This is a genomic window from Tsukamurella spumae (assembly GCF_012396015.1).
Taxonomy (GTDB): domain Bacteria; phylum Actinomycetota; class Actinomycetes; order Mycobacteriales; family Mycobacteriaceae; genus Tsukamurella; species Tsukamurella spumae.
The window spans coordinates 215,836-237,718 of sequence record NZ_JAAXOQ010000002.1; the positions used below are offsets into that span (position 1 = coordinate 215,836).

Sequence of the window (21,883 nt, forward strand, 5' to 3'; positions counted from 1 at the left end):
TCTCACGGCTGACGGGTCGTTGCTACGCGGCGTCGGCCGCGGCGACGGCGGCCGCAAGGATCCGCCACCGTCGGTGCCGGTGTCGGAACATCGCGCGTACGAACATGCCCGTGAGCAGGCCGCGCGCACCGTCCTCGATCTCGATGGTGTCGGTGTATCGACACCGGTCGGGGCCCAGTGGCTCGAAGGTGAGACGGTGATTCCAGACCTGCACCGGGCCGCCGTGCTCGTTGGTGTAGATCTCGAACTCGTCGAGGCGCCGGACCGTGATCTCGTGAACCCAGCTGGGCAGGACACCGAACCAGCGCACGCGGCCGCGGGCGGAGAACCCTGGCTCGACGGGGACCCCAATGGGCGGGGCCTCGTCCATATCGAAGGCCAGCACCGGTGCCAGTACGAACAGCATCACGTCGGGGACGGCGGCCATCGCTCGGGCGCGGGCGGCGGGCAGCGGAAGCTCTGTGTTAATGGAAATGGTTGCCATATGTCCGAAGCTACCCGTGCTGCCGCCGTTGCGGGAGGGGTGTGATTCAGGCGGAGTAGTGACCGATCGCCTTCCCGACGGTGCCGGGCCCGCCGACGGTGAAGGTGACCTTCTTCGCGCCGATCCGTGTGGTGAAGGAGCCGTCGGGACGCGCCTTGACCTCGCCGCCGTAGCGCGTGCCGTCGTTCCACCAGCTCAGGGTGCGGGTCGCGGTCTGCGCGCGGATGCTGGGGTCGTTGACGCACGGTGCCGACGGTCCGCCGAGCCCGCCCCTGATGCAGTCGGGTCGGACGGTGATCCATCCCTTGGCGTCGACGGTTCCCGCGTAGTGCGCGGAGGGGAAGGGCATGGGGTCGGCGAAGCCGGGCGTCGTCACCCAGCCGTCGAAGCGGACGGCGGTGTCGGCGGATGCGGTGGCCGGAAGGGCTCCCAGGGCGAGCGCGGCACAGGCGCTGGCGAGGGCGATACGGGCGGTGCGTGCGGTCATGCGATCAGTGCTCCTCGGGACGAAGGTGCGTCTTGGTGTGGCGTCGTGATTATCGACACCCCGAGAGTGTTTCGTTACCGATAGTTCAAATATGGTCCGGTGGTGGTGGGCTGGGCGGCTGATCCGCCTCGCCCGACCTGCGGCTAGTAGTAGTAGGGGTACGGCGACCAGTCGGGGGCGCGCTTCTGCAGGAAGGAGTCGCGGCCCTCGACGGCCTCGTCGGTCATGTACGCCAGACGGGTCGCCTCGCCGGCGAAGAGCTGCTGGCCGACGAGCCCGTCGTCGGGAAGGTTGAACGCGTACTTGAGCATCCGCTGCGCCTGCGGGCTCTTGCCGAGGATCTTCGCGGTCCACTGCAGCGCGACGTTCTCGAGCTCGTCGTGGTCGACGACGCGGTTCACCGCACCCATGTGGTGCATCTCCTCGGCGCTGTAGGTCTCGCCCAGGAAGAAGATCTCGCGCGCGAACTTGTTGCCCACCTGCTTGGCGAGGTACGCGCTGCCGTAACCGGCGTCGAAGCTGCCCACATCCGCGTCGGTCTGCTTGAACCTGGCGTGCTCGCGGCTCGCGAGCGTCAGGTCGCAGGTCACGTGCAGCGAGTGGCCCCCGCCCGCGGCCCAGCCGTTGACCAGCGCGATCACGACCTTCGGCATGAACCGGATGAGCCGCTGCACCTCGAGGATGTGCAGCCGGCCGCCCTCGGCCTTGGTGCGGATCTCGTCGACGCCGTCCGCGGTCGCCGCCTCGACGTCCGAGTCGTGGCTGGTGGCGTACTGGTAGCCGCTGCGCCCGCGGATGCGCTGGTCGCCGCCCGAGCAGAAGGACCACACGCCGTCCTTCGGCGCCGGGCCGTTGCCGGTGAGCAGCACCGCGCCGACGTCGGCGGACCGTCGGGCATGGTCCAGCGCGCGGTACAGCTCGTCGACGGTGTGCGGCCGGAAGGCGTTGCGCACCTCCGGGCGGTCGAAGGCGACGCGGACGGTGCCCTGCGTGATGTGCCGGTGGTACGTGATGTCGGTCAGGTCCTCGAATCCGGGGACCGGCTGCCACAGCTCGGGGTTGAAAGTCACGGGATCGACTCTACTGTTGGGGGCGTGGTGGACATCGACGAACTGGTGGCCGCGGCGCACGTGGTGCGCCTACCCATGCGGGTGCGGTTCCGCGGGATCACGGTCCGCGAGGCCCTCGTCTTCGAGGGCCCGGCCGGCTGGGGCGAGTTCGGTCCCTTCCCCGAGTACGACGACGCCGAGGCCGCGCACTGGCTGCGGGCGGGGATCGAGGCGGCCTACGAGGGCTTCCCGGCGCCGCTGCGCGAGGTGGTGCCGGTCAACGCGACCGTCCCCGCGCTCGGCCCGAGCCGGATCCCGGAGGTCCTCGCGCGGTTCCCCGGCTGCCGGGTCGCGAAGGTGAAGGTGGCCGAGCCGGGGCAGACGCTCGCGCAGGACCTGGCACGGGTGGCGGCCGTGCGGGAGGCGATGCCGGACGGTGCGATCCGCGTCGACGCGAACGGCGGCTGGACCGTCGACCAGGCCGAGCGGGCGGTCGTCCGGCTGCTCGACGGCGGCCCGCTGGACTACGCCGAACAGCCCTGCGCCACGGTCGAGGAGCTCGCCGAGCTGCGCCGCCGGTTGGACGGTGCCTGCGACATCGCCGCGGACGAATCCATCCGCCGCGCCGACGATCCGATGCGCGTGGCGGAGCTCGGCGCCGCCGATGTCGCGGTGGTCAAGGTGGCGCCGCTGGGCGGGGTCCGGGCCGTGCTGGACGTGGCCGCCGCGCTGAAAGCCGCTGCGGGCGTGCGGGTGACGGTCTCGTCGGCGTTGGACACCGCCGTCGGACTGTCTGCCGGGATCGCCGCGGCGGCGTGCGTCCCCGAGGGCAACGCCGCGGGCCTCGGCACAGGCGGCTTCTTCACCGCCGACCTCGGCGAGCATCCGCTCGTCGACGGGGCGTTGCGGGTGCGGACCGTCGCGCCGACGGCGGAGCAGCTGGCGGCGGTCGAGGCGACGGGGGACCGCCGGCAGTGGTGGCTGGACCGTCTCCGGAGGTGCCACGCGCTGCTGCGCTGACTACTTCCAGGGCGCGTACGCCCAGCCCAGCAGGGTGGCATTGGGTGCGATGTCGGGCTCCGGGATCACCTGGATCTGCGAGCCGTCGCCGAAACCGCGATCGAGCCCCTGGACCCCGCCGCTGAGGTACGTGCCGTTCCCGAGCGAGATGTCCACGTGGTAGCCGTAGTCGCTCTGGGAGAACACGAGTGCTCCGCGCGGTGCGGGCAGCGCAGGGTGGCCCAGTCCCCTGGCGGCGAGGTTCTCGTAGAAGGAGCGCGCGGAGTCGTGCGGGATGCCGTTGCTGACGGTACGGCCGTAGGCGAAGTCGACGAAGTCCTCGCACCCGTACTCGCCGTAGGCGTCCGTGCCCACGAGCGTCATGCCGCGCGCGATCGCGGCCTCGGGTCCCGCGGCGTTGGCGGCCGGCGCTCCTATGACCGCGATCGCGACGACGGTCAGGATGGTCGTCAGTGATCGTCTCATCGTTCCTTTGTAGTCCTACTGACCCGGTGCGGTCCGCAATTCCGAGGTCGGAATCCGCTGGGAGTCTCCTGTCGGTGGGGCGGTCTAGGGTGCGGGGCGTGGAGAATCTGATGACGGAGCTCGGCGCCGCGATGACGGGTGAGCAGGCGGAGCGCAAGCAGAAGCTCGAGTCGGTGTGGGTGCGGATCGAGCCCTCGGATCACGCGTCCCGGTGCATCGCCGCGCACTACATCGCCGATGTTCAGGGCGATGTGGAAGCGGAGGTCGAATGGGACGAGGTGGCGCTCGCCGAGTCCGCGCACGTCTCGGACGCCGACCTGCAGGCGGTCCATGCGTCGCTCTCCGTCGCCGGGTTCATGCCCTCGCTGCACCTCAATCTCGCCGATGGCTACCGCCGGCAGGGCCGGTTCACCGAGGCCTCGGACAGGTTGCAGACCAGCCGGGAGTTCGATTTCGCACTGGACACCGCGCTCGACCCGTCGTACGCCTCGGGTATCCGGGAGGCGCAGGTTCGATTGGCCGCCCGGATCGCCGCGGGGGATCGGGCGGGGGAGCCGGGCCCCGCCGCGGGCGCCTGAGCCCGACGGTGCGGCCCGGTCCGGTCAACCGGGTGCTCGGTCGCGCAGGGCGCGGGCGGCATCGTCCTGGCCCTGCTCGAACAGGGCGCCGATGAGCATGGTGCGCAGCGCGGCCTTCTTGACCTCGATGTCGGCGTGGTCGGGGAGCGCGGAGTCGATCACGGTGAAGCCGTTGATCAGCGCGATCACGCCGCGTGCGGTCTCCGGGGTGATCTCGACGCCGGCGAGCGCCCCGGCGCCCTGCGCCAAGGAGTCCGCGGCGCGCAGGTACTCCTCGATCACCACGCGGGAGGCCGGGTCGCGCGCCGCGCGCAGGTAGGCCTCGATGAGCGCGAGCGATTCCGCTCCGCGAGCCTCGGTGACCTCGGCGAACGCGGCGATCACCCGGTCGGGTGGGGCGGCGGTGTCGCCGAGGAAGCCGGCCAGCTGCTCCAGCCGCGCGAACTCCTCCGCGACGAAGACGCGCATGGCCTCGTGGGTCAGATCGTCGATGGACGCGAAGAAGTAGCCGATCGACGTGGTGGGCAGCCCGGCGCGGGCGGTCACGGCGCGGTGGGTCACCGAGGCGTACCCGGATTCGCCCACCATGTCGACGGTCGCCGCCAGGAGCGCACGCCTGCGCTCGAGGGTGCTCCGACGGTGTTTGCGCTCCTCCACGCCCCGCAGTCTAGGACGAATCGGAAGTCTGTACAAAGTTACAGACTCGCGCTAAGGTCGGACTCTGTAAGTCTGTACAGACTCGGCGCAGCGCCGGGAGGGGCCAGGTCATGACCATCGAGTTCACGCACGAGTCCACGCGCGTCAGTGCCTTCACCGACGATGCGCTCGGCACGCTCGACGCCACGGGCGTCGCCGCGGCGATCCGCTCGGGCGAGATCGGTGTCGCGGAGGCCGCGGGCGCCGCGACGGCGCGGATGCGCACCGTCGACCCCGCGGTCCGTGCGGTGCGCTGGTGGGCGACGCCGGGCGGTGCCGGGCCGCACGCGGATCGGGACGCGGCGCTGTACGGCGTACCGTCGGCGATCAAGGAGAACACCCCGTTCGCGGGGCTGCCCACCACGATGGGCTCGATCGCCCTGTCGGACAAGGCCGCCCGGAAGTCAGGGCCGGTCGCGGAGCAGCTCACGGCGACCGGCGTGAACCTTCTCGCGTCGACGGTGATGCCCGAGTTCGGGCTCACCGCGAGCGCCGAGTTCGCCGCCCGCGAGCCCGCGCGCAACCCGTGGAACACGGACTACTCGGTGGGCGGCTCGTCGTCGGGGGCGGCGGCGCTGGTCGCCTCGGGGGCGCTGCCGATCGCCCACGGCAACGACGGTGGCGGCTCGATCCGCATTCCCGCGGCCCTGAACGGCCTTGTGGGGCTGAAGGGTACGCGCGGACGGATGGCGGGGATGCCCGAGTTGCGCCTACTGCCGATCAACGTGGTGTGCGAGGGCGTGCTCACGCGCACCGTCCGCGACACGGCGCTCTACGTCGCGGAGGCCGAGCGGCACTTCCGCAGTCGCGCGCTGCCGCCCATCGGGCACGTGCGGGGGCCGGGGCGGCGCCGCCGGATCGGGCTGATCACCGAGTCCGTGACGGACTTCGGGATCGCGCAGGAGTGCCTCGCGCCGGTCCGCGCGCTCGCCGAGGAGCTCGCCGCGGGCGGGCACGAGATCGTCGAACTGTCCATGGCGGACCTGCGGCTCGACGGTGGCTTCGTGCGGGACTTCCTGCACTACTGGGGTTTTCTGGCCGCCGCCGAGGTCGGCGCCGCGGCGGCCGCGTCGGGTCGCGGGTTCACCCCCGCCGAACTCGACCCGGTGACCCGCGGCCTGCTGCGCGGCGCGCGGCGCAGCGCACCGTCGATGCCCGGGGCGATCCGGCGGCTGCGGGCCGTGACGGGGAACTACGAACGGACCTTCGTCGAGCGCGGGGTCGACGTGCTGCTCTCGCCGACCATGACCCGCACCACCCCGAAGATCGGTGTCCTCGACCCCGCGCTGCCCTTCGACGAGTTCATGGACCGGACCATCGCGATGGTCGGGATCACCCCGCTGAACAATGTCTCGGGCGGCCCGGCGATCTCGGTGCCGTGCGGGTTCGACGGTGCCGGGATGCCGCTGGGTGCCCAGTTCGCCGGGCCCGCGGGCACGGAGTCCGCGCTGCTCGAACTGGCCTACGAGGTCGAGGGCCGACGCCCGTTCCCCCGGGTCGGCGCGTAGCCGGCCCGGGGGAACGGAGCGGGGGCGCGGTTCAGCGGCGGAACCAGCCCCGCTTGCCCGGCCGGTCGCCGGAGCCGGACGGCGACGGGGCCGCATGGCCCGGGCACCAGTTCCCGGGTGCGACGGTGGCGCGGACCGCGTCGATGTGGGAGCCGCAGCCGGCCCAGGTGGTCTTGCCGCACACGCGGCACGTGATCGCACGGCACATGGTCCGGACCCTACGCGTTCTCGTCGGCGAGGAAGCCGCGGAAGGTCTCGAAGGCCCGCGCGCCGTGGATCGTGGCGGGTCCGCCGTGCATGAGGAAGGTGACGCCGATCGCCTCGGCGGCCTCCTGCTCGGTGGCGCCCGCGCGCGCCGCGGCCTGGCCGTGGGAGGCGACGCAGCCGTCGCAGCCCTCGACGACGCCGATCGCGAACGCGATGAGCTCCTTGGTCTTCTTGTCGAGCGCACCGTCGGCGAAGGCGGCGGAACTCAGGGCGCCGAATCCGGTGTAGACATCGGGGATGCGGCGCCGCAGCTCGCGGTGTTGCGGGCTGAGTCGGTGCAGGACCTGCTGGCCGTTCGTCTCGTCGGACATCGTTGTACTCCTTGTGATTTCGCTGTGGTTGAGGGTGGTGGGTCGGGCGGCGATCAGTCGTGCGCGAAGCTGATGCGCGGCAGGATCCGATCGAGCCAGGACGGGATGGCCCAGGCCTTCCGGCCGGCCAGGCGCAGGCCCACGGGGAGCAGCACCAGGCGCACCAGGAAGGTGTCCAGGAGCACGGCGACCCCGAGGATGACGCCCATCTCCTTGGGCGGCAGCGGGCCCGAGAGGGCGAAGGTGAAGAACACCGCCACCATCACGCCGCCCGCGGCGAAGATGACCCGGCCCGAGTGGGCGACCGCGCCGACGGCGGCCTCCCGGGCGTCGCCGCTGCGCTCCCAGTGCTCCTTGGCCGACGAGAGCAGGAACACCGTGTAGTCCATCGCGATGGCGAAGATCATCGCGAAGAAGAACACCGGCGCCCACGCGTCGAGGAAGCCCTGCGGCTCGAAACCGAGCAGGCCCGAGCCGTGGCCCTCCTGGAAGACGAGCCGCGCGACACCGAAGGCGGCTGCGGTGGACAGCAGGCTGACGGCCGTGCCGAGGGCGGCGATGAGCGGGGCGCGGACCGCGACCAGCAGCAGGGCGAAGCCGAGGACCAGGATGATGCCGAGCACGATCGGCGTGTAGGTGTCCAGCTGGTGCTTGAGGTCCAGGTTCTCCACGGCGGCGCCGCCGAGGCGGGCATCGTCGGGCAGTGCGGACCGCAGCCGGTCGACGGTGGCCGACAGCTCCGGGTCCGACGGGCCCACGGTGGGCACCGCCTGGATCATGCTCAGGCCGCTGCCGTCGGTCGCGGGCACGGCGGGCATGGCGCCCGCGATCCCGGGATCGGTTCGCAGGGCCGCCGCGGCGGCGCCGGCGTGGTCGGTGGGGACCACGATCTGCAGGGTGCCCGGCGCGCCGGCGCCGAAGGCGCGCTGCACCTCGGCGTAGCCGATGCGGGCGCTCGCGTCGTCGGGGAGGACCGCGATGGACGGCATGGCCGTCTTGAGCCCGGCGATCGGCAGCGCGAGCGCGACGAGCACGAGCAGCGCGCCCGCGCCCCACACCGCCGGCCGGCGCCACAGTCGCTCGCCCCAGCGCTCGAAGACGGGGGAGCGATGCGTGTCGAACGTGGCCCAGGGCAGGGCGATCCGGTTGATCTTCGCATCGAGCTTGAACAGCACCAGGGGCAGCAGGGTGAGCGTGGCGCCGAGCACGAAGATCACCGAGAGCACGATGCCGCCCGACACCGACCGGAACGACGGCGACGGGATGATCATCACGGCAGACAGTGAGATCATCACCGTGATGCCGGAGAGCAGCACCGCCTTCCCCGCGGTGTCCATGGTCTGGGCGATCGCCCGTTCCCGGCTCAACTCCTGGCCGAATCGTGCTGCGCGGTACCGGACCACGAGGAACAGTGCGTAGTCGATGCCGAGCGCCAGCGAGAACATCATGGCGAAGTTCATCGCCCAGATCGACGTCGGCACGATCTCATTGATCAGTACGAGGGATCCGGCCGAGGCGACGAGTCCGGCGATGGTCAGCAGCAGCGGGAGCCCGGCGGCGACGAGCGCGCCGAAGGCGATCACGAGGATGCCCAGGGTGATGGGCCACGAGATCATCTCGGAGGTCATCATCGCGTCGAGGTTGGCCGCGTTGAAGTCCGACCAGAGCACGGATGCGCCCGTGGGGTTCACGGCGACGGTGCTGGTGGACAGGTCGTGCAGCCGGCCCTTGAGCTCGGTCGCGGCGCGGACCATGTCGTTCGGGTCGGCGCCCGCTCCGCCGATGACGATGGCGGTGCGGCCGTCGGCGCTCAGCGTCGCGCCCGGCTGCGGAGCGATGACCTCGGAGATGCGGTGATCGGCGCGCAGGGTGTCCGTCACCGCGGCGAGCACGCGCGGACCGTCGCCCTCATCCAGCCGGCCGGCCGAGCTCGAGACCACCACCTGGAGGGCGCTGCTCGCGTTGCCCCCGAAGTGCTGTTGTGCGAGCTCACGCGCCTGCACGGATTCGGAGCCGTTGGCCTGCCAGCCCGCGCCGGAGAGGTTCTTCTCGACGAACGGGGCGAAGACGCCCAGGCCCACGACGATCGCGATCCAGGCGATGGCGACGAGCTTGCCGTGACTGATGACCCAGAGGCCGAGGCGGCCCAGGGGGCCGGGACCGGCCGGGACGGTCGTGGGTGCGCCGCCCGTCGCGGGTGCGCCGGACGGCGGGCTCTCTTCGGTGGCGGATGACATCCTGACTCCTTCCAGTAACCCCCTGGGGGGATGCGAACGAGAGCGAACCTAGCATCCCCCCGGGGGGTTGTGCAATACTGTGGTGGACGAGCGAAAGGAATGAACCCATGGCGGAATTCACGATGAGTACGACGATCGATGCGCCCTACGAGGAGGCGGTCGCGCGCGTGCGAGCGGGCCTCGCGGAGGTCGGCTTCGGCGTGCTCACGGAGATCGACCTGAAGGCGACCCTCAAGGCGAAGCTGGACGTGGACGTGCCGCCGAAGGTGATCCTCGGCGCCTGCCGGCCGCAGCTCGCGCACGAGGCCCTCGGCATCGACCCGCGCGTGGCCGCGCTCCTGCCGTGCAACGTGGTGGTCTCGGCATCGGGTGACGCGCAGTCGCTGGTGGAGGTCATGGACCCGAATGTCATGCCCGAATTCACCGGCACCGCAGCGCTGTCCGTCGTCGCGGCGGACGCGCGTGAGCGGCTCGGCCGCATGGTGGAAGGGCTGGCGGCATGAAGATCCCGGAGGACGATGCGAAGCCGATCCTCACGCGCCTGCGGCGCGCGCACGGCCACCTGGCCACGGTGATCCGCATGCTGGACGAGGGGGAGGAGTGCGAGGACGTGCTCACCCAACTCGCCGCGGTGAACAAGGCGCTCGGACGGAGTGGCTACGCCCTCGTGGCCACCGGCCTGCAGCACTGCATCGCGACCGAGGGCCCCGAGAACGTCGACCAGCAGAAGCTGGAGAAGCTGTTCCTCTCGCTCGCGTGAGTGCTGCCGGGCGCACGTGCCGGCATGCCGTCGATCCCGAGGACGACGGAGAACGCGGGTGGTTGGTACTCGATATGGGGGAGGTATGTCCCGACGAGGGGTGCGGTTCATGGCGCCCCCGAGTGGTGTCCTCGTAGGCTGGATCGCGACGCGGATCCGCGTCGGCATTCCTTCAGGAGGGTTCCGCAATGGGTGAGTCTCGGGCCGATATCGAATCGATCGAAGCGCGTTTGCCGAAGTCCTATGTGCTTGTGGGAGTTGATGGTTCGGACAGGTCGCTGGATGCCGTCCGATGGGCGGCCGCGGAAGCGGTACGCCGTGGGAAGCCACTGGTGATCGCGAGTGCGGCGGACACCGCCGCGGCGGCGCTGGGGTTCAATCTGACCGCCTCGGATTCGTTCTACCGCTATCTGGAGGGACGGACCGACGAGGCGCTCGCCGCGGCGAAGGCGGCGGCGCGCGAGACCCGACCGGAGGTGGAGATCGGCACGGTGTCCGGAGCGACGAAGCCGGTCGATCTCCTGACCTCGCTGTCGGAGAACTCCGTGCTGACGGTGGTCGGTGACACCGGGGCGAGCGGGTTCTCCCGCGCACTCATCGGGTCGGTCGCGCAAGGTGTCGCCCGCAAGGTGACGGGACCGGTCGCGGTCGTCCGTGGAACCGCGGCCGCGGACGGGGCGGTCGTGGTCGGCGTGGACGGCTCCGAGGTGAGCGCGACCGCCGTGCGCGCAGCGTTCGAGGAGGCCTCGGCGCGCGGGGTGGATCTGATCGCGGTCCACGCCTGGACGGATCTGCCCGCCTCGTACGCGGCGGCGTACGCCGCCGCGTACGACATCGACTGGGAGGCGGAGCGCACGCGGGAGGAGGCCGCACTGGCCGAGAACCTCGCGGGATACGCCGACGAGTTTCCCGATGTGACGGTCGCGCGTGTGGTCACGCGCGGTGACGCGACCGCAGCTCTGGTCCACCACAGTGAGGGCGCGAGCCTGGTCGTCGTGGGTAGCCACGGACGCGGTGCGGTGGGCGCCTTCCTCCTCGGGTCCGTCAGCGGGCACGTCATCGCGCACTCGGCGAGTCCGGTGTTGATCGTGCGCAACCCCGTCCAGTCCTGACCGGTGCGGCGGAGGCCTAGGTCAGCTCGTCGACGGTGACCGTGAAGCCCTGGGCGCGTAGGTGATCGGCCAGCACGTCGCCGAGGGCGACGGCGGGGGTCAGGACGCCGGCGTAGGTGGGCAGGGGGGCGCCGCCGCGGGTGGCGTCGCCGTCGAGGGCCAGTGCCAGGGAGGCCTCGCCGAGCATGACGGCGGTGCCGCTGTAACCGGGGTCGAGCTGGGCGCCGATGGTCGCGCGGTAGCGCCGGCCGCTCGTGGTGCGGGTGTACACCTCACCGCGGAAGCGGCCCTTGGCCTGGGATGCCTCGCTCGGCCCCTCGCCGGGCGCCGGGAGGATCCGGTCGAGGACGGGGCGCAGCGGCTTGATCGCCAGCGCCGCCATGCCCACGGCGAGGGCGCCCTGCACGGCGTGGGAGGCCACCGTCGAAACGATCGGATGGGAGCCGACGGACATCGTCTCGCGGTAGCGGAAGTCGGGGCCGTAGCCGAAGTCGAGCAGGCCGTTGCTGCGGCGCACGACGCGGGTGTTGTAGCTGCCCATGAAGAACGGCGCGAGCTTCCCGGACAGGGACGGGTCGACGGTCTTCGCGTCCACCACCGAGAGGTCGCCCGGCTGCTTGCGGGCCTCGCGGCTGTCGTCGACCGTCAGCGAGTGCGGCCGGCCCGCGATGCGCCGGGCCTCGCGGTCGACGCTCACCTCGTCGGCGAGGCCGATCGCGGAGGCGATGGTGCCGCCGCTCGCGCCGCCGCGCAGGTCGCGCATGACGAGCGTCGTGGAACCGAGCGTGCCGGCACCGTCGGCCTTCGCGCGCTCGTAGACGAGGAAGGTGCCCAGATCCGAAGGGATCGAGTCGAATCCGCACGAGTGCACGATCTTCGTACCGTTCGCCACGGCCTGCTCGTGAAACTTGTCGATCGAGCGGCGCGCGAACAGCACCTCGCCCGTGAGGTCGGTGTAGTGGGTGCCGGCGTTGACGCACGCGCCCACCACCGTCTCCCCGTACCGGGCGTAGGGGCCGACGGTGCTGCACAGGACCGTGGTGCGCGCGACCATCTCGTCGAGGGTGGAGGGCCTGTCGACGTCCGCGACGACGAGCCCGAAGTCCTTCGCGCCGTCTCCCAGGCCCGCGCGCAGCTTCTCCAGCTTGGCCTGCGTGCGGCCGGCCAGCGCGATGCGCACGCCGTCCGGCGCGTGGTTGGCGAGGTGGCGCGCCGTCAGCTCACCGACGAAGCCCGTCGCGCCGAAGACGATGAGGTCGAATTCCCTGGTACCCGCAGTCATGCCGCGATGTTAGCAGTGTTCGCGCGCAGCGTGTGCACCGCCTCGTACGCTGACGGCGGGAGCCTCGTCGCGGCGATGGGAGCGCAAACGCTGGAAGCCCCGGGCCGCCGCGGGGGCGAGGAAGAGCATGAGCAGGACCCGGATCAGCTGCGCCGCGACGACGAAGGTGATGTCGACGTTCGACGACGCGGCGACCGCGAGCACGGCGTAGATGCCGCCCGGCGTGGTCGCGAGGTAGCCGTCGAGGGTGGAGACGCCGGTCATCGCGGACAGGGCGAAACCGAGACCGGCGCAGCCGATCCCGACGCCGACGATGAGCAGGATCGCCCAGGGCAGCAGACGCGCCATCGACTTCAATGACTCCCGGGTGAAGCCCACGCCCGCCTGCCAGCCGATCACCAGGTAGCCGGCCGCCACGAGGAGTGAGGGCACCGTCGCCCCCGCGGCGACGCCCGACAGCGACAGCGCGGCGGAGGCGACGAGCGGGCCCAGGAGCCCGCCCGCGGGGATCCGGGTCGCGAGCCCGACGGCGAGCCCGCCGCCCACGCAGAGCGCGGTGAACCCGAGATCGAACCACCACGGCCGGCCCGCACCGGACTCCGCGACCGACCTCCCGGACAGGTGCGGGTACAGCGTCGCAACCAGCGGCAGGGTGATCGTCACCAGGCCCACCCGCAGGTACTGGACCACGGCGACGATCTTGTCGTCTCCGCCCAGTTCGCGGGCGATCGCCACCAGCCCCGACGCGCCGCCCGCGACCAGCGCGAGCGAGCCCGTGATCGAATCGGTGTCCCGGTGCCGGCCGAGCAGTGCTCCGGCGCCCACGGACAGCAGGAGGGTGGCGATCCCGACCAGCAGCGCCGCCGGCCACCGCGATCCGAGCGCCGCGACCGTGTGCGCCTGCATGAGCGTGCCGATGTAGGCGCCGAGCACGCCCTGCGCCACGAGCTGCACCGGCCGCGGGATCGGCCCGGGGGCCCGCCCGATCAGCGCCGCGGCCACCGCGCACACCAGCGCCGCGAACAGCGGGGCGCTGGGCACGCCGGCGGCGATGAGTGCCGCGGACAGCGCGCAGGAGGCGGCGATCAGGCCGGCCCACCTCGTCAGTTCGCTACGCATGAAAACAAGTATCTGCGTGATAAACGCGCTACGCAACTCGCAAAATGCACAAAAGTATGAAGTAAACTCTTGCTATGTCCGATGTCAGTGAGCTCCGCTACGGCGTGCATTCTCTGAGCCGGGAGATCCGGGCCCACCGCCGCCCAGGCCCGCTCACCGAGACCCAGTTCCTCATCCTGGGGGCCCTCGGCCGCGGCGGACCGGCGACGCCCGCCGATCTCGGCGAGGCCCTGCACGTCCGCTCCCAGACCCTCACCCCCGCGCTGAACGGCCTCGCCGACGCGGGTCTCGTGGGGCGGCGCCGGGACGAGGCGGACCGTCGGCGGCAGTACGTGGAGCTCACCGCCGAGGGGCGCGCCGTCATCGAGGACGACCGGGCCACCCGCAACGCGTGGCTCGAGGCCGCCATGGCGGAGCGGCTCACGCCGCTCGAACGCGAGGTGCTCCTGCTCGCCGGTCCCGTGCTGGCGAAGCTGGCCGGCGGCTAGTGGGCGGCTACGCGCCGATCCGGACGATCCCGTCCCGGCGCAGTAGGTTCTTCACGCCGTCGTCCTCGCCGAACAGATAGGCGCGAGCGAGCAGGTCGTTGAAGGCGTCGGCGACGGTGGGGTCGGTGTCGGAGACCGGCACCACCAGGAGCAGGCCCGTCCCCGCGCCGAGCAACAGGTGGTTCGCGGCGAACAGGGCCGTGCGCTTGTTGCCGTCCTCGAAGGGCTGGGCCCGCGCGACGCCCACGAACAGCGACAGTGCCGACTCGATCGGATCCGTTCCGGCCGTGAGGGTCTCGACGAGGTTGCGCAGGCCCTCGTCGGTGAGGGCCTCGGGAGAATGCCGGCCGTACCGGGTGCGCACGCCGATCCGCTGCTCCGCGGTGCGCAGCTCGCCGGGGTGCAGTGCACCGCTGCGGGTGATCCGTGCGTTGATGTCTCGGACGAGCGCGGCGTCGGTCCGCCGCGCGGCACCGTCGAGGATGAACGCGGCCGCGTCGCGAAGGTCCTCCAAGAGGGCGAGATCGGCCCGTGAGGTGATGCCCTCGACGCTGCCGGAACGGAGGAAGTCCTCCGTGTCGAGGCGGCCGGTCGACAGCCCGTCGAAGACCTTGCCGGACGAGTACACGACGCCCGCGAGGTCGGTGACGGTGATCGCGGTCATCCTCTGCTCCCTCCTCGCGGCGTCCCGCACGACGGTACGTCAGGTGCCGGGAGCCGGGCGAGCGCGAATGCGGTCGTAAGGTGGTGCGCATGCAGAAGCCGCCCAATCCGTCCACGCTGCAGGCGCGCGTGATCGTGGACGAGCTGGTGCGGGGCGGCGTCACCGACGTGGTGCTGTGCCCGGGCTCGCGCAACGCGCCGCTGGCGTTCGCCGTCCACGCCGCGGACCGGCGCGGCGACCTGCGGCTGCACGTACGGATCGACGAGCGGACCGCGGGCTTCCTCGCCGTCGGCCTGGCCGCCGCGAGCCGGCGCCCGGTGCCCGTCATCATGACCTCCGGTACCGCGGTCGCGAACCTCTCGCCGGCGGTGTTCGAGGCCAACTACGCCCGGGTACCGCTGCTCGTGATCAGCGCGAACCGCCCCTACGAGCTGCTCGGATCCGGTGCCAACCAGACCGTCGAGCAGTTCGGCATCTTCGGCACTCAGGTCCGCGCCGCGCTCTCCCTCGGCCTCGCCGAGCCCGGCCTCGACCGCAACTCGCAGTGGCGCAGCGCCGTCTGTCGCGCGCTCGCCGCGGCCCGCGGTGCCCGCACCGGCAACCCGGGCCCCGTCCAGTTCGACATCCCGCTCCGCGAGCCGCTCGTTCCCGACGACCCGTCGCCCGCCCTCGCGCAGGGCAGGCCCGACGGTGGGCCGTGGACCGTCGCGCCCGTCGCCACCCTCGACGTGCCGCTTCCCGTCGACCTCACGCCGGACACCGTCGTCATCTCCGGGCACGGGGCGGGGGACAACCCGGGCCTCGCGGGCCTGCCGACGGTGGCCGAGCCGACGGCACCGTCGCCGGAGAATCCCCTGCACCCGTGGGCCCTGTCGGCGCTGAAGCCCAAGCAGGCCGTCATCCGCGGCCGCCCGACCCTGCACCGCGAGGTCAGCGCGCTGCTCGCCGACCCGGAGGTCACCGTCTACGCCGTGACCACCGGGCCGCGTTGGCCCGACGTGTCCGGCAACGTGGCGGCGACGGGGACGCGGGTGGTGCCCGTCGGCGAGCCCGATCCGGCCTGGCTGCAGCGGTGCGCCGACGCCGACGCGACCGCGCGGGCGGCGGTGCGGGAAGGATTGCAGGACGAACTCGACCGCGGTGCTGTGACGGGCCTGCACGTCGCGCGGGCCGTGTGTGCGGCGCTGCGCCCCGGCGACCAACTGGTGGTGGGCGCGTCGAACCCCGTCCGCGACGTGGCCCTCGCCGGGCACGTTCCCGGCGGCGTGCGCGTGCTGTCCAACCGGGGCGTCGCCGGCATCGACGGCACCGTCAGCACCGCGATCGGTGCGGCCCTCGCCTTCCCGGACCGGCGCACCGTCGCGCTGATGGGCGACCTGACCTTCGTGCACGACGCCTCCGGGCTGCTCATCGGCCCCGAGGAGCCCCGGCCCGACAACCTCACGATCGTGGTCGCCAACGACAACGGCGGCGGCATCTTCGACCTGCTCGAACAGGGCGACGAGCGCTACTCCGGGGCGGAGTACGGCGGAGCCGCCGCACGGGTTTTCGGCACGCCCCACGGAACGGACATCGGGGCGCTGTGCGCGGCGTACGGGGTGGCGTACCGTCGGGCCGCCGTGGACGACCTCGGACGGGAACCGGATGGACTGCGGGTCGTCGAGGTCCGGACCGTGCGGGCTGGGCTCCGGGCCATGCACGCGGGCATGCGCGCACGGATCGCGGGCGGGCGCGCGTGAGCCGCACGGTGTTGCGGCGGGTGCAGCTGGTGCTGTTGTCGGCGGCGATCCTCATCACCGGGCTGTGCGCGATCCTCGTGGCGGCGGCCTGGCGCAACGATCGCACCATCGACGCCGACCGGGGCACCGCGACCGCAGAGGTGCTCTCCGCCGGGCCCCGACGCTCGACGATCAGCTTCTACACGACCGACGGCGTCAACCACAATCCGTCGGTGGGCGTGCTCTACCCCAGCGAGCTGTCGGTGGGCGACCGGATCAAGGTCGAATACAGCCGGTCGGACCCGGAGCTGGTCCGCGTCGCCGGACGGTCCGCCGTGGTCGCGGTGGTGCCCGCGGCGTCCGTCGCCGCCGGGACGTGGCTGGTGGTCGGAGCGATCATGGTGCTGCTCGCCGTCGGCCACCACCGCGGCGACGGATCCCGGCCCGAGAGTTCACCTGACGTTCCGCGCACCGTCGACCCGTAGGTTCCCGCCCGGCCCCCGCGCACGACACACTCGCCACGTGCGTATCGCGATCGTGGCCGAGTCCTTCCTGCCGAACGTCAACGGGGTGACCAACTCGGTGCTCCGGGTCCTCGAGCACTGCCGTCGCACGGGTGCGGACGCGATCGTGATCGCGCCCGATTCGGTGCCGGGCGAGGAGCCCGCCCCGCTGGAGCACCTCGGGTTCCCCGTCTACCGGGTGCCCGCGCGGATGCTGCCGCGGATCTCCTCGTTGCCGATCGGGCAGCCGACCATGCGGATCCTCGACGTGCTCCGCGAGTTCGAACCCGACGTGGTGCACCTCGCGTCGCCGTACTTCCTGGGCGCGGGTGGGCTCGCGGCGGCGAAGCGGCTCGGGATTCCCACGGTCGCGATCTTCCAGACCGATGTCGCGGGCTTCGCGGGCTCGTACGGTCTCGGCCCGCTCGAGCGGGTGGCGTGGTGGTGGACGCGCCAGATGCACAAGCAGTGCGAGCTGACGCTGGCACCGTCGAGCGCGTCGGTCCGCGACCTGCAGGACCACCGGATTCCGCGCGTGAAGACCTGGGCGCGCGGCGTCGACGGCGAGCGGTTCGCCCCGTCGCACCGCTCCGCCGCCCTGCGTTCCTCCTGGTTGGGGGAGCGGCCGGACCGGATGGTCGTCGGGTTCGTCGGGCGCCTCGCGGCGGAGAAGCACGTCGAGCGGCTCGCCGGGCTCGCGCACCGCGACGACGTCCAGCTGGTCATCGTCGGCGACGGACCGGAGCGGCCGCGCCTGGAGGCGCTGCTGCCGGGCGCGGTGTTCACCGGGCAACTCGGGGGTGCGGAGCTGGGCGCCGCCTACGCCTCCCTCGACATCTTCGTGCATCCGGGCGAGCACGAGACCTTCTGCCAGGCCGTGCAGGAGGCGCTCGCGTCGGGCGTACCGTCGATCGCGCCGGACCAGGGCGGCCCGCGCGACCTGGTACAGCACTGCCGGGCCGGCTACCTCCTGCCCGTCGCCGAGTTCGCCGACCTGCTGCCCGGCGTGATCGACACCCTCGCCGACCCCGCGCTGCGCGCCCGGTTCGGCGACGCCGCCCGCAAGTCCGTGCTCGCCCGCACCTGGCCCGCCCTGTGCGACCAGCTGTTCGCGCACTACGAGAGCGTGATCGCCGGACCTCCCGCATTCTCGGTGAGCCGCGCTGTCTGAGCTCTCGTGTAGCTTTCGGGTCATGGCAAGGGCCTCCCTGGACAAGAAACCCGGCGACGTCGCGTCGATGTTCGACGGTGTCGCGCGCCGCTACGACCGGACAAACACGCTCATGACGGGCGGGCTGGACCGGTACTGGCGCGCCCGGACCCGGCGCGCGCTCGACCTCAAGCCGGGGGACCGCGTCCTCGATCTCGCCGCCGGGACGGGCGTCTCGACGGTGGACCTCGCCCGGTCCGGCGCGTGGGTCGCGGCCTGCGACTTCTCGACGGGGATGCTGCAGGCGGGCGCCTTCCGGCGCGTGCCGATGGTCGCGGGCGATGCCATGGCGCTGCCGCTGGCAGACGACTCCTTCGACGCGGCGACCATCTCCTTCGGGCTGCGCAACGTGCAGGACACCGTCGCCGGCCTGCGCGAGATGGCCCGCGTGGTGCGGCCCGGCGGCCGACTCGTGGTGTGCGAGTTCTCGACGCCGACCAACGGCGCCTTCCGCGCGCTGTACGAGAAGGTCGCGCTGGAGGCGATCCAGGTGGTGGCGAAGGGATCGTCGAATCCGGAGGCCTACACCTATCTCGCCGAGTCGATCCGGAACTGGCCCGCGCAGGCGGACCTCGCCGACCTGGTCCGCGAGGCCGGGTGGGGCGGCGTGCGCTGGACGAACCTGACCGGCGGCATCGTCGCACTGCACACCGCGACCCGCCCGCTAGGCTGAACGACGTGGAGAAGACGGTAGCCGGGGTCTCACTGGGGTCCGACGAGTTCGCGGCCGGGATCCGCGCGGATCTGGCCCGCGTGGAGCAGGTCATCGCGGACGGCATCGCCGAGGCCGACGGGTGCGTAATCGAGGAGGCCCTGCACCTGTTCCAGGCCGGCGGCAAGCGGTTCCGGCCCATGTTCACGGTCCTCTCCGGCCGCATCGGCGGCGCACCGTCGGACCAGGTCATCACCGCCGCCGCGGCGATGGAGCTCACCCACCTCGCGACGCTGTACCACGACGACGTGATGGACGAGGCGGACACGCGCCGCGGCGCACCGTCGGCCAACGCGCGGTGGGGCAACTCGATCGCGATCCTCGCCGGGGACTACCTCTTCGCGCGCGCCTCGGCGTACGGCGCGGAGCTCGGCCCCCGCGCCGTCGGAGTGATCGCGAAGTGCTTCGGGGAGCTGGTCACGGGCCAGATGCTGGAGTTGAAGGGCCCCGGTTCCGGGGATCCGGTGCAGCACTACCTCGACACGATCTGGGGCAAGACCGGCAGCCTCATCGCCACCTGCGGACTGCTCGGCGCGCTGCACGGCGGCGCGGATGAGGCGACGGCGCAGCGGATGTACCGCATCGGTGCCGCGATCGGCATGGCCTTCCAGATCAGCGACGACATCATCGACATCAGCTCGATCGCCACGGAGTCCGGCAAGACGCCCGGCACGGACCTCCGCGAGGGCGTGTTCACCCTGCCGGTGCACTACGCCCTGCGCGACTCCGGGCCGGAGGCCGACCGGCTCCGGGAGATCCTCGTCGGCCCCGTCACCGACGATGCACTCGTGGACGAGGCCATCGAGCTCCTCGGCCGTTCCGCCGGCATGCGGGAGGCCCAGGCCGTCCTCGGGAGGTACGCCGACGAGGCCCGCGCCGAGCTCGCCGCGCTGCCCGAGTCCGAGCCGCGCGCCTCGCTCGAATCCCTCGTCACCTTCACGGTCGCCCGCCTGGGCTGAGGTCTGCGCGTGCTGGGCGCCCGGAGCCGGACCGGGAATCTGATCCGCACCGCGCTGCTGCTGGCGCTGGTCGCGGGCTTCGTCATGGCGACCGGTGCGATCTTCGGGGAGACGGTCTTCCTGCTGTCGATCGTCTTCGCCGCCGGTGTCTGCGCCTATCTGTACGTCAGCGGACCGTCGTTGCCCCTGCGCGCGATGCACGCCCGGCGCGTGTCCGAGCTGCAACAACCCGCGCTGTTCCGGCTGGTCCGCGAGCTGTCGACCTCCGCGCGGCTGCCGATGCCCGCGGTGTACGTCTCACCGACCGCGGCACCCAACGTGCTCGCCGCCGGCCACGGGCCGTCGCACTCGGCGGTGTGCGTCACCGTCGGGCTGCTGGAGCTGCTGCCGGAGGACGAGCTGCGCGCGGTGCTCGCGCACCAGCTCGCGCGGATCGGCGCGCGGGACACCCTCACGGCCTCGGTCGCCGGTGCGCTCGGCGCCGTGATCTGCGGGTTCGCCGGGTTCGGGTACCTGTTGGGATTCGGCGACGGCGGATCGCGGCGCAGCCGGGTCGTCGACGCCATGCTGTCGGTGCTCGCCCCGATCGCCGGCGCGCTGATCCGGCTCGGGGTCTCGCGGACCGTCGACTACCGCGCCGACCACGCGGCGGCACTGCTCACCGGCGAGCCGTCCGCCCTGATCCGCGCCCTGCGCACTGTGTCCGACGGGGTCGCGCGCGCCCCGCTGCCGCCCGAACCCGACATCGCCGTGCACGCCGACACGATGCTCGTGTACCCGTTCCTCGACAGCGATCGTCTCGGTCGCGTCTTCCGCACCCAGCCGCCGGTCGAGCGACGGGTGAAGCGCCTGGAGGCGCTGACCGCGTAGCCCGGCTCGACGGTGCCGCCGGTGCGGCAGGTGCGCGGCGGTTGGCGCGGGGTTGGGGCGCGGCGTGGGGGTCGGCGGCGTGGCGTGGGGGACAACGCGTCCCTCGTGAAACGCCGGGCGTTCGGTGGGGGACGGAACGCCTGGTAGTCCTCGTGGCCCGGCGCGGGGGACGACGGTGGGCTGGTGCCTGGTCCCGTCGTAGGGGGAACGATCAGCGCCGAATTTGTTGTGGATACCCGTCAGTAGCCTGGGGATGAACGCGGCTGGGCGGCGATTCGCGGTGTCGCGGTGCGGTTCACTCGACGCATGGGGGAGATTCTGACTCGGGAGTATCTGCTCGCGACGGGGTGGACGAGCGGCGACATCAGCAGGGCTGTGGCCAGCGGCGAGCTGATCCGATTGGCCATGGGGGTCTACGCGCACGCCGGCGGCTACGACGCGCGGACGCTCTACCGAATGAAGATCCTCGCGGCGTCGATGTCGTGCGGTGGCGTGGTGAGCCACGAAAGTGCCGCGGTGCTGCACGACATTCCGTTTCTGCAGCCGGACCGGCAGTCGGTGCACTTCACCGTCGATCGGGAGCATGGTGGAGGACGGCGCCCGGGGATCCACGTTCATCCCCGGCCGCTGGAGGACGACGAGGTCGTGGAGGTCGACGGGGTGCGTGTCACCTCGCGAGTGCGTACTCCCATCGACGTGGCGATGTCCGGCGACCTCGTGCGGGCCGTCGCGGCGATCGACGCGGTGCGCTTCATCCCCCGATTCCCGACCGCGTCGACTCCGGCGCCGGTTCCACTGGAGAGCCTGCAGTGCACTCTGGACAGGCTCGGTCGACGGCGGGGATCAGCCGTGGCCAGGCGCGCCTTGCACCTGTCAGTGGACTGCAGTGAATCCGCGGGGGAGTCCTGGTCGCGGATGTTGATGCTGGCGTGGGGTGTGCCGACTCCACAGCTCCAGGCGGAGTTCCACCTCGATGGACACCTGCTCTTCGCCGACTTCCGGTGGGGAACGCTGATCGGTGAATTCGACGGTGAGGGCAAGTACGGCACGACCGACTCCGAGCGCTCCGCTGCGCTCGCCGCGGAGAAGCAGCGGCACGCGGTGTTCGCCGCGCACGGCTTCGAGATCGTGCGGTGGGGCTGGAAGGATCTGGTCGACGACGCGCGCTTACGCCGCAAACTCACTCCGACTTTGGTCCGTCACGGTCTGCTGGCCGCGTAGTCGCCATCGCGGCGTGGGGGTCGGCGGCGTGGCGTGGGGGACAACGCGTCCCTCGTGAAACGCCGGGCGTTCGGTGGGGGACGGAACGCCTGGTGCTCCTGGCGGCGCGGCGCAGGGGGCGGAGCTGCCCCACGCGTCCCGGCGAACCGCCCACCGTCGGGCA

At 72.0% G+C, this 21,883-nt stretch carries 25 protein-coding genes; 14 read left to right on the plus strand and 11 right to left on the minus strand.

Annotated elements, in window-relative coordinates; all coding sequences use genetic code 11:
• Nucleotides 1–22: 22 nt before the first annotated feature.
• From HF999_RS02545 to HF999_RS02555, 3 genes are all read right to left on the minus strand, one after another.
• Nucleotides 23–484 (minus strand): Rv1443c family protein, encoded by a 462-nt coding sequence (locus tag HF999_RS02545; RefSeq protein WP_168544361.1) that lies wholly within the window; start codon nt 482–484, stop codon nt 23–25.
• 46 nt (nt 485–530) lie between these two features.
• The gene (locus HF999_RS02550) at nt 531–971 is read right to left on the minus strand and encodes a hypothetical protein (protein WP_168544362.1); all 441 of its coding nucleotides are present in this window, start codon (nt 969–971) and stop codon (nt 531–533) included.
• Nucleotides 972–1,114: 143 nt separating this feature from the next.
• Nucleotides 1,115–2,041, minus strand: a complete 927-nt coding sequence (locus HF999_RS02555) for a 1,4-dihydroxy-2-naphthoyl-CoA synthase (protein ID WP_168544363.1) — start codon at nt 2,039–2,041, stop codon at nt 1,115–1,117.
• Nucleotides 2,042–2,065: 24 nt separating this feature from the next.
• Here HF999_RS02555 and HF999_RS02560 point away from each other — a divergent pair, with 24 nt between their 5' ends.
• Nucleotides 2,066–3,040, plus strand: coding sequence for an o-succinylbenzoate synthase (locus tag HF999_RS02560; protein WP_168544364.1), 975 nt, complete (start codon nt 2,066–2,068; stop codon nt 3,038–3,040).
• Here the strand turns inward: HF999_RS02560 and HF999_RS02565 are convergent, their stop codons facing one another.
• Nucleotides 3,041–3,505: a C40 family peptidase gene (locus HF999_RS02565; RefSeq protein WP_168544365.1), complete on the minus strand. Its 465-nt coding sequence runs from the start codon at nt 3,503–3,505 to the stop codon at nt 3,041–3,043.
• 98 nt (nt 3,506–3,603) lie between these two features.
• On the opposite strand from HF999_RS02565, the gene HF999_RS02570 reads away from it, so the two are divergent.
• Nucleotides 3,604–4,083, plus strand: coding sequence for a hypothetical protein (locus tag HF999_RS02570; protein ID WP_168544366.1), 480 nt, complete (start codon nt 3,604–3,606; stop codon nt 4,081–4,083).
• A gap of 24 nt (nt 4,084–4,107) precedes the next feature.
• Here the strand turns inward: HF999_RS02570 and HF999_RS02575 are convergent, their stop codons facing one another.
• Nucleotides 4,108–4,740 carry a TetR/AcrR family transcriptional regulator gene (locus tag HF999_RS02575; RefSeq protein WP_168544367.1) on the minus strand — a complete coding sequence of 211 codons (633 nt, stop codon included), beginning with the start codon at nt 4,738–4,740 and terminating at the stop codon, nt 4,108–4,110.
• A 110-nt stretch (nt 4,741–4,850) separates the two neighbouring features.
• Between HF999_RS02575 and HF999_RS02580 the strand changes: the two genes are divergently transcribed.
• A complete protein-coding gene (locus HF999_RS02580; protein ID WP_168544368.1) occupies nt 4,851–6,287 on the plus strand; it encodes an amidase in 1,437 nt (478 codons plus the stop codon).
• Nucleotides 6,288–6,318: 31 nt separating this feature from the next.
• Here HF999_RS02580 and HF999_RS02585 read toward each other — a convergent pair whose 3' ends face one another.
• The 3 genes from HF999_RS02585 to HF999_RS02595 are packed head-to-tail and all read right to left on the minus strand — an operon-like array spanning nt 6,319 to nt 9,102.
• Nucleotides 6,319–6,495, minus strand: a complete 177-nt coding sequence (locus HF999_RS02585; protein ID WP_168544369.1) for a DUF8730 family Cys-rich protein — start codon at nt 6,493–6,495, stop codon at nt 6,319–6,321.
• Nucleotides 6,496–6,505: 10 nt separating this feature from the next.
• Nucleotides 6,506–6,865, minus strand: a complete 360-nt coding sequence (locus HF999_RS02590) for a carboxymuconolactone decarboxylase family protein (RefSeq protein WP_168544370.1) — start codon at nt 6,863–6,865, stop codon at nt 6,506–6,508.
• Nucleotides 6,866–6,918: 53 nt separating this feature from the next.
• Nucleotides 6,919–9,102 (minus strand): MMPL family transporter, encoded by a 2,184-nt coding sequence (locus HF999_RS02595; protein ID WP_168544371.1) that lies wholly within the window; start codon nt 9,100–9,102, stop codon nt 6,919–6,921.
• A 107-nt stretch (nt 9,103–9,209) separates the two neighbouring features.
• Between HF999_RS02595 and HF999_RS02600 the strand changes: the two genes are divergently transcribed.
• The 3 genes from HF999_RS02600 to HF999_RS02610 all read left to right on the plus strand — a co-directional run bounded on the left by HF999_RS02600 (nt 9,210) and on the right by HF999_RS02610 (nt 10,974).
• Entirely contained in the window at nt 9,210–9,605 is a 396-nt protein-coding gene (locus HF999_RS02600; RefSeq protein ID WP_168544372.1) for a DUF302 domain-containing protein, read from the plus strand.
• Complete coding sequence (locus tag HF999_RS02605) at nt 9,602–9,862, plus strand: metal-sensitive transcriptional regulator (RefSeq protein ID WP_168544373.1); 261 nt, start codon at nt 9,602–9,604, stop codon at nt 9,860–9,862. The genes HF999_RS02600 and HF999_RS02605 overlap by 4 nt, the downstream gene beginning before the upstream one ends.
• A gap of 188 nt (nt 9,863–10,050) precedes the next feature.
• The gene (locus HF999_RS02610; protein ID WP_246207092.1) at nt 10,051–10,974 is read left to right on the plus strand and encodes a universal stress protein; all 924 of its coding nucleotides are present in this window, start codon (nt 10,051–10,053) and stop codon (nt 10,972–10,974) included.
• A gap of 16 nt (nt 10,975–10,990) precedes the next feature.
• On the opposite strand, the gene HF999_RS02615 is transcribed toward HF999_RS02610, so the two are convergent.
• Nucleotides 10,991–12,256: a saccharopine dehydrogenase family protein gene (locus HF999_RS02615; protein ID WP_168544375.1), complete on the minus strand. Its 1,266-nt coding sequence runs from the start codon at nt 12,254–12,256 to the stop codon at nt 10,991–10,993.
• Nucleotides 12,257–12,265: 9 nt separating this feature from the next.
• Entirely contained in the window at nt 12,266–13,375 is a 1,110-nt protein-coding gene (locus HF999_RS02620) for an AbrB family protein (protein ID WP_168544376.1), read from the minus strand.
• A gap of 74 nt (nt 13,376–13,449) precedes the next feature.
• Between HF999_RS02620 and HF999_RS02625 the strand changes: the two genes are divergently transcribed.
• The gene (locus HF999_RS02625) at nt 13,450–13,863 is read left to right on the plus strand and encodes a MarR family transcriptional regulator (protein ID WP_168544377.1); all 414 of its coding nucleotides are present in this window, start codon (nt 13,450–13,452) and stop codon (nt 13,861–13,863) included.
• A gap of 7 nt (nt 13,864–13,870) precedes the next feature.
• Here HF999_RS02625 and HF999_RS02630 read toward each other — a convergent pair whose 3' ends face one another.
• On the minus strand, nt 13,871–14,527 hold the full coding sequence (locus tag HF999_RS02630) for a Fic family protein (RefSeq protein WP_168544378.1): 657 nt from the start codon (nt 14,525–14,527) through the stop codon (nt 13,871–13,873).
• An 89-nt stretch (nt 14,528–14,616) separates the two neighbouring features.
• Here HF999_RS02630 and menD point away from each other — a divergent pair, with 89 nt between their 5' ends.
• The 7 genes from menD to HF999_RS02665 all read left to right on the plus strand — a co-directional run bounded on the left by menD (nt 14,617) and on the right by HF999_RS02665 (nt 21,720).
• Entirely contained in the window at nt 14,617–16,266 is a 1,650-nt protein-coding gene (gene menD / locus HF999_RS02635) for a 2-succinyl-5-enolpyruvyl-6-hydroxy-3-cyclohexene-1-carboxylic-acid synthase (protein WP_168544379.1), read from the plus strand.
• Nucleotides 16,263–16,730 carry a DUF3592 domain-containing protein gene (locus HF999_RS02640; protein WP_168544380.1) on the plus strand — a complete coding sequence of 156 codons (468 nt, stop codon included), beginning with the start codon at nt 16,263–16,265 and terminating at the stop codon, nt 16,728–16,730. Before menD ends, HF999_RS02640 begins: the two co-directional genes overlap by 4 nt.
• A gap of 37 nt (nt 16,731–16,767) precedes the next feature.
• A complete protein-coding gene (locus HF999_RS02645; protein ID WP_168544381.1) occupies nt 16,768–17,919 on the plus strand; it encodes a glycosyltransferase family 4 protein in 1,152 nt (383 codons plus the stop codon).
• Between the two features lie 22 nt (nt 17,920–17,941).
• On the plus strand, nt 17,942–18,631 hold the full coding sequence (locus HF999_RS02650; RefSeq protein ID WP_168544382.1) for a demethylmenaquinone methyltransferase: 690 nt from the start codon (nt 17,942–17,944) through the stop codon (nt 18,629–18,631).
• Entirely contained in the window at nt 18,628–19,629 is a 1,002-nt protein-coding gene (locus tag HF999_RS02655; protein WP_168544428.1) for a polyprenyl synthetase family protein, read from the plus strand. Before HF999_RS02650 ends, HF999_RS02655 begins: the two co-directional genes overlap by 4 nt.
• A 9-nt stretch (nt 19,630–19,638) precedes the next feature.
• Nucleotides 19,639–20,499, plus strand: a complete 861-nt coding sequence (locus tag HF999_RS02660) for a M48 family metalloprotease (RefSeq protein WP_312853993.1) — start codon at nt 19,639–19,641, stop codon at nt 20,497–20,499.
• Between the two features lie 306 nt (nt 20,500–20,805).
• The gene (locus HF999_RS02665) at nt 20,806–21,720 is read left to right on the plus strand and encodes a type IV toxin-antitoxin system AbiEi family antitoxin domain-containing protein (RefSeq protein WP_168544383.1); all 915 of its coding nucleotides are present in this window, start codon (nt 20,806–20,808) and stop codon (nt 21,718–21,720) included.
• Nucleotides 21,721–21,883: the final 163 nt, after the last annotated feature.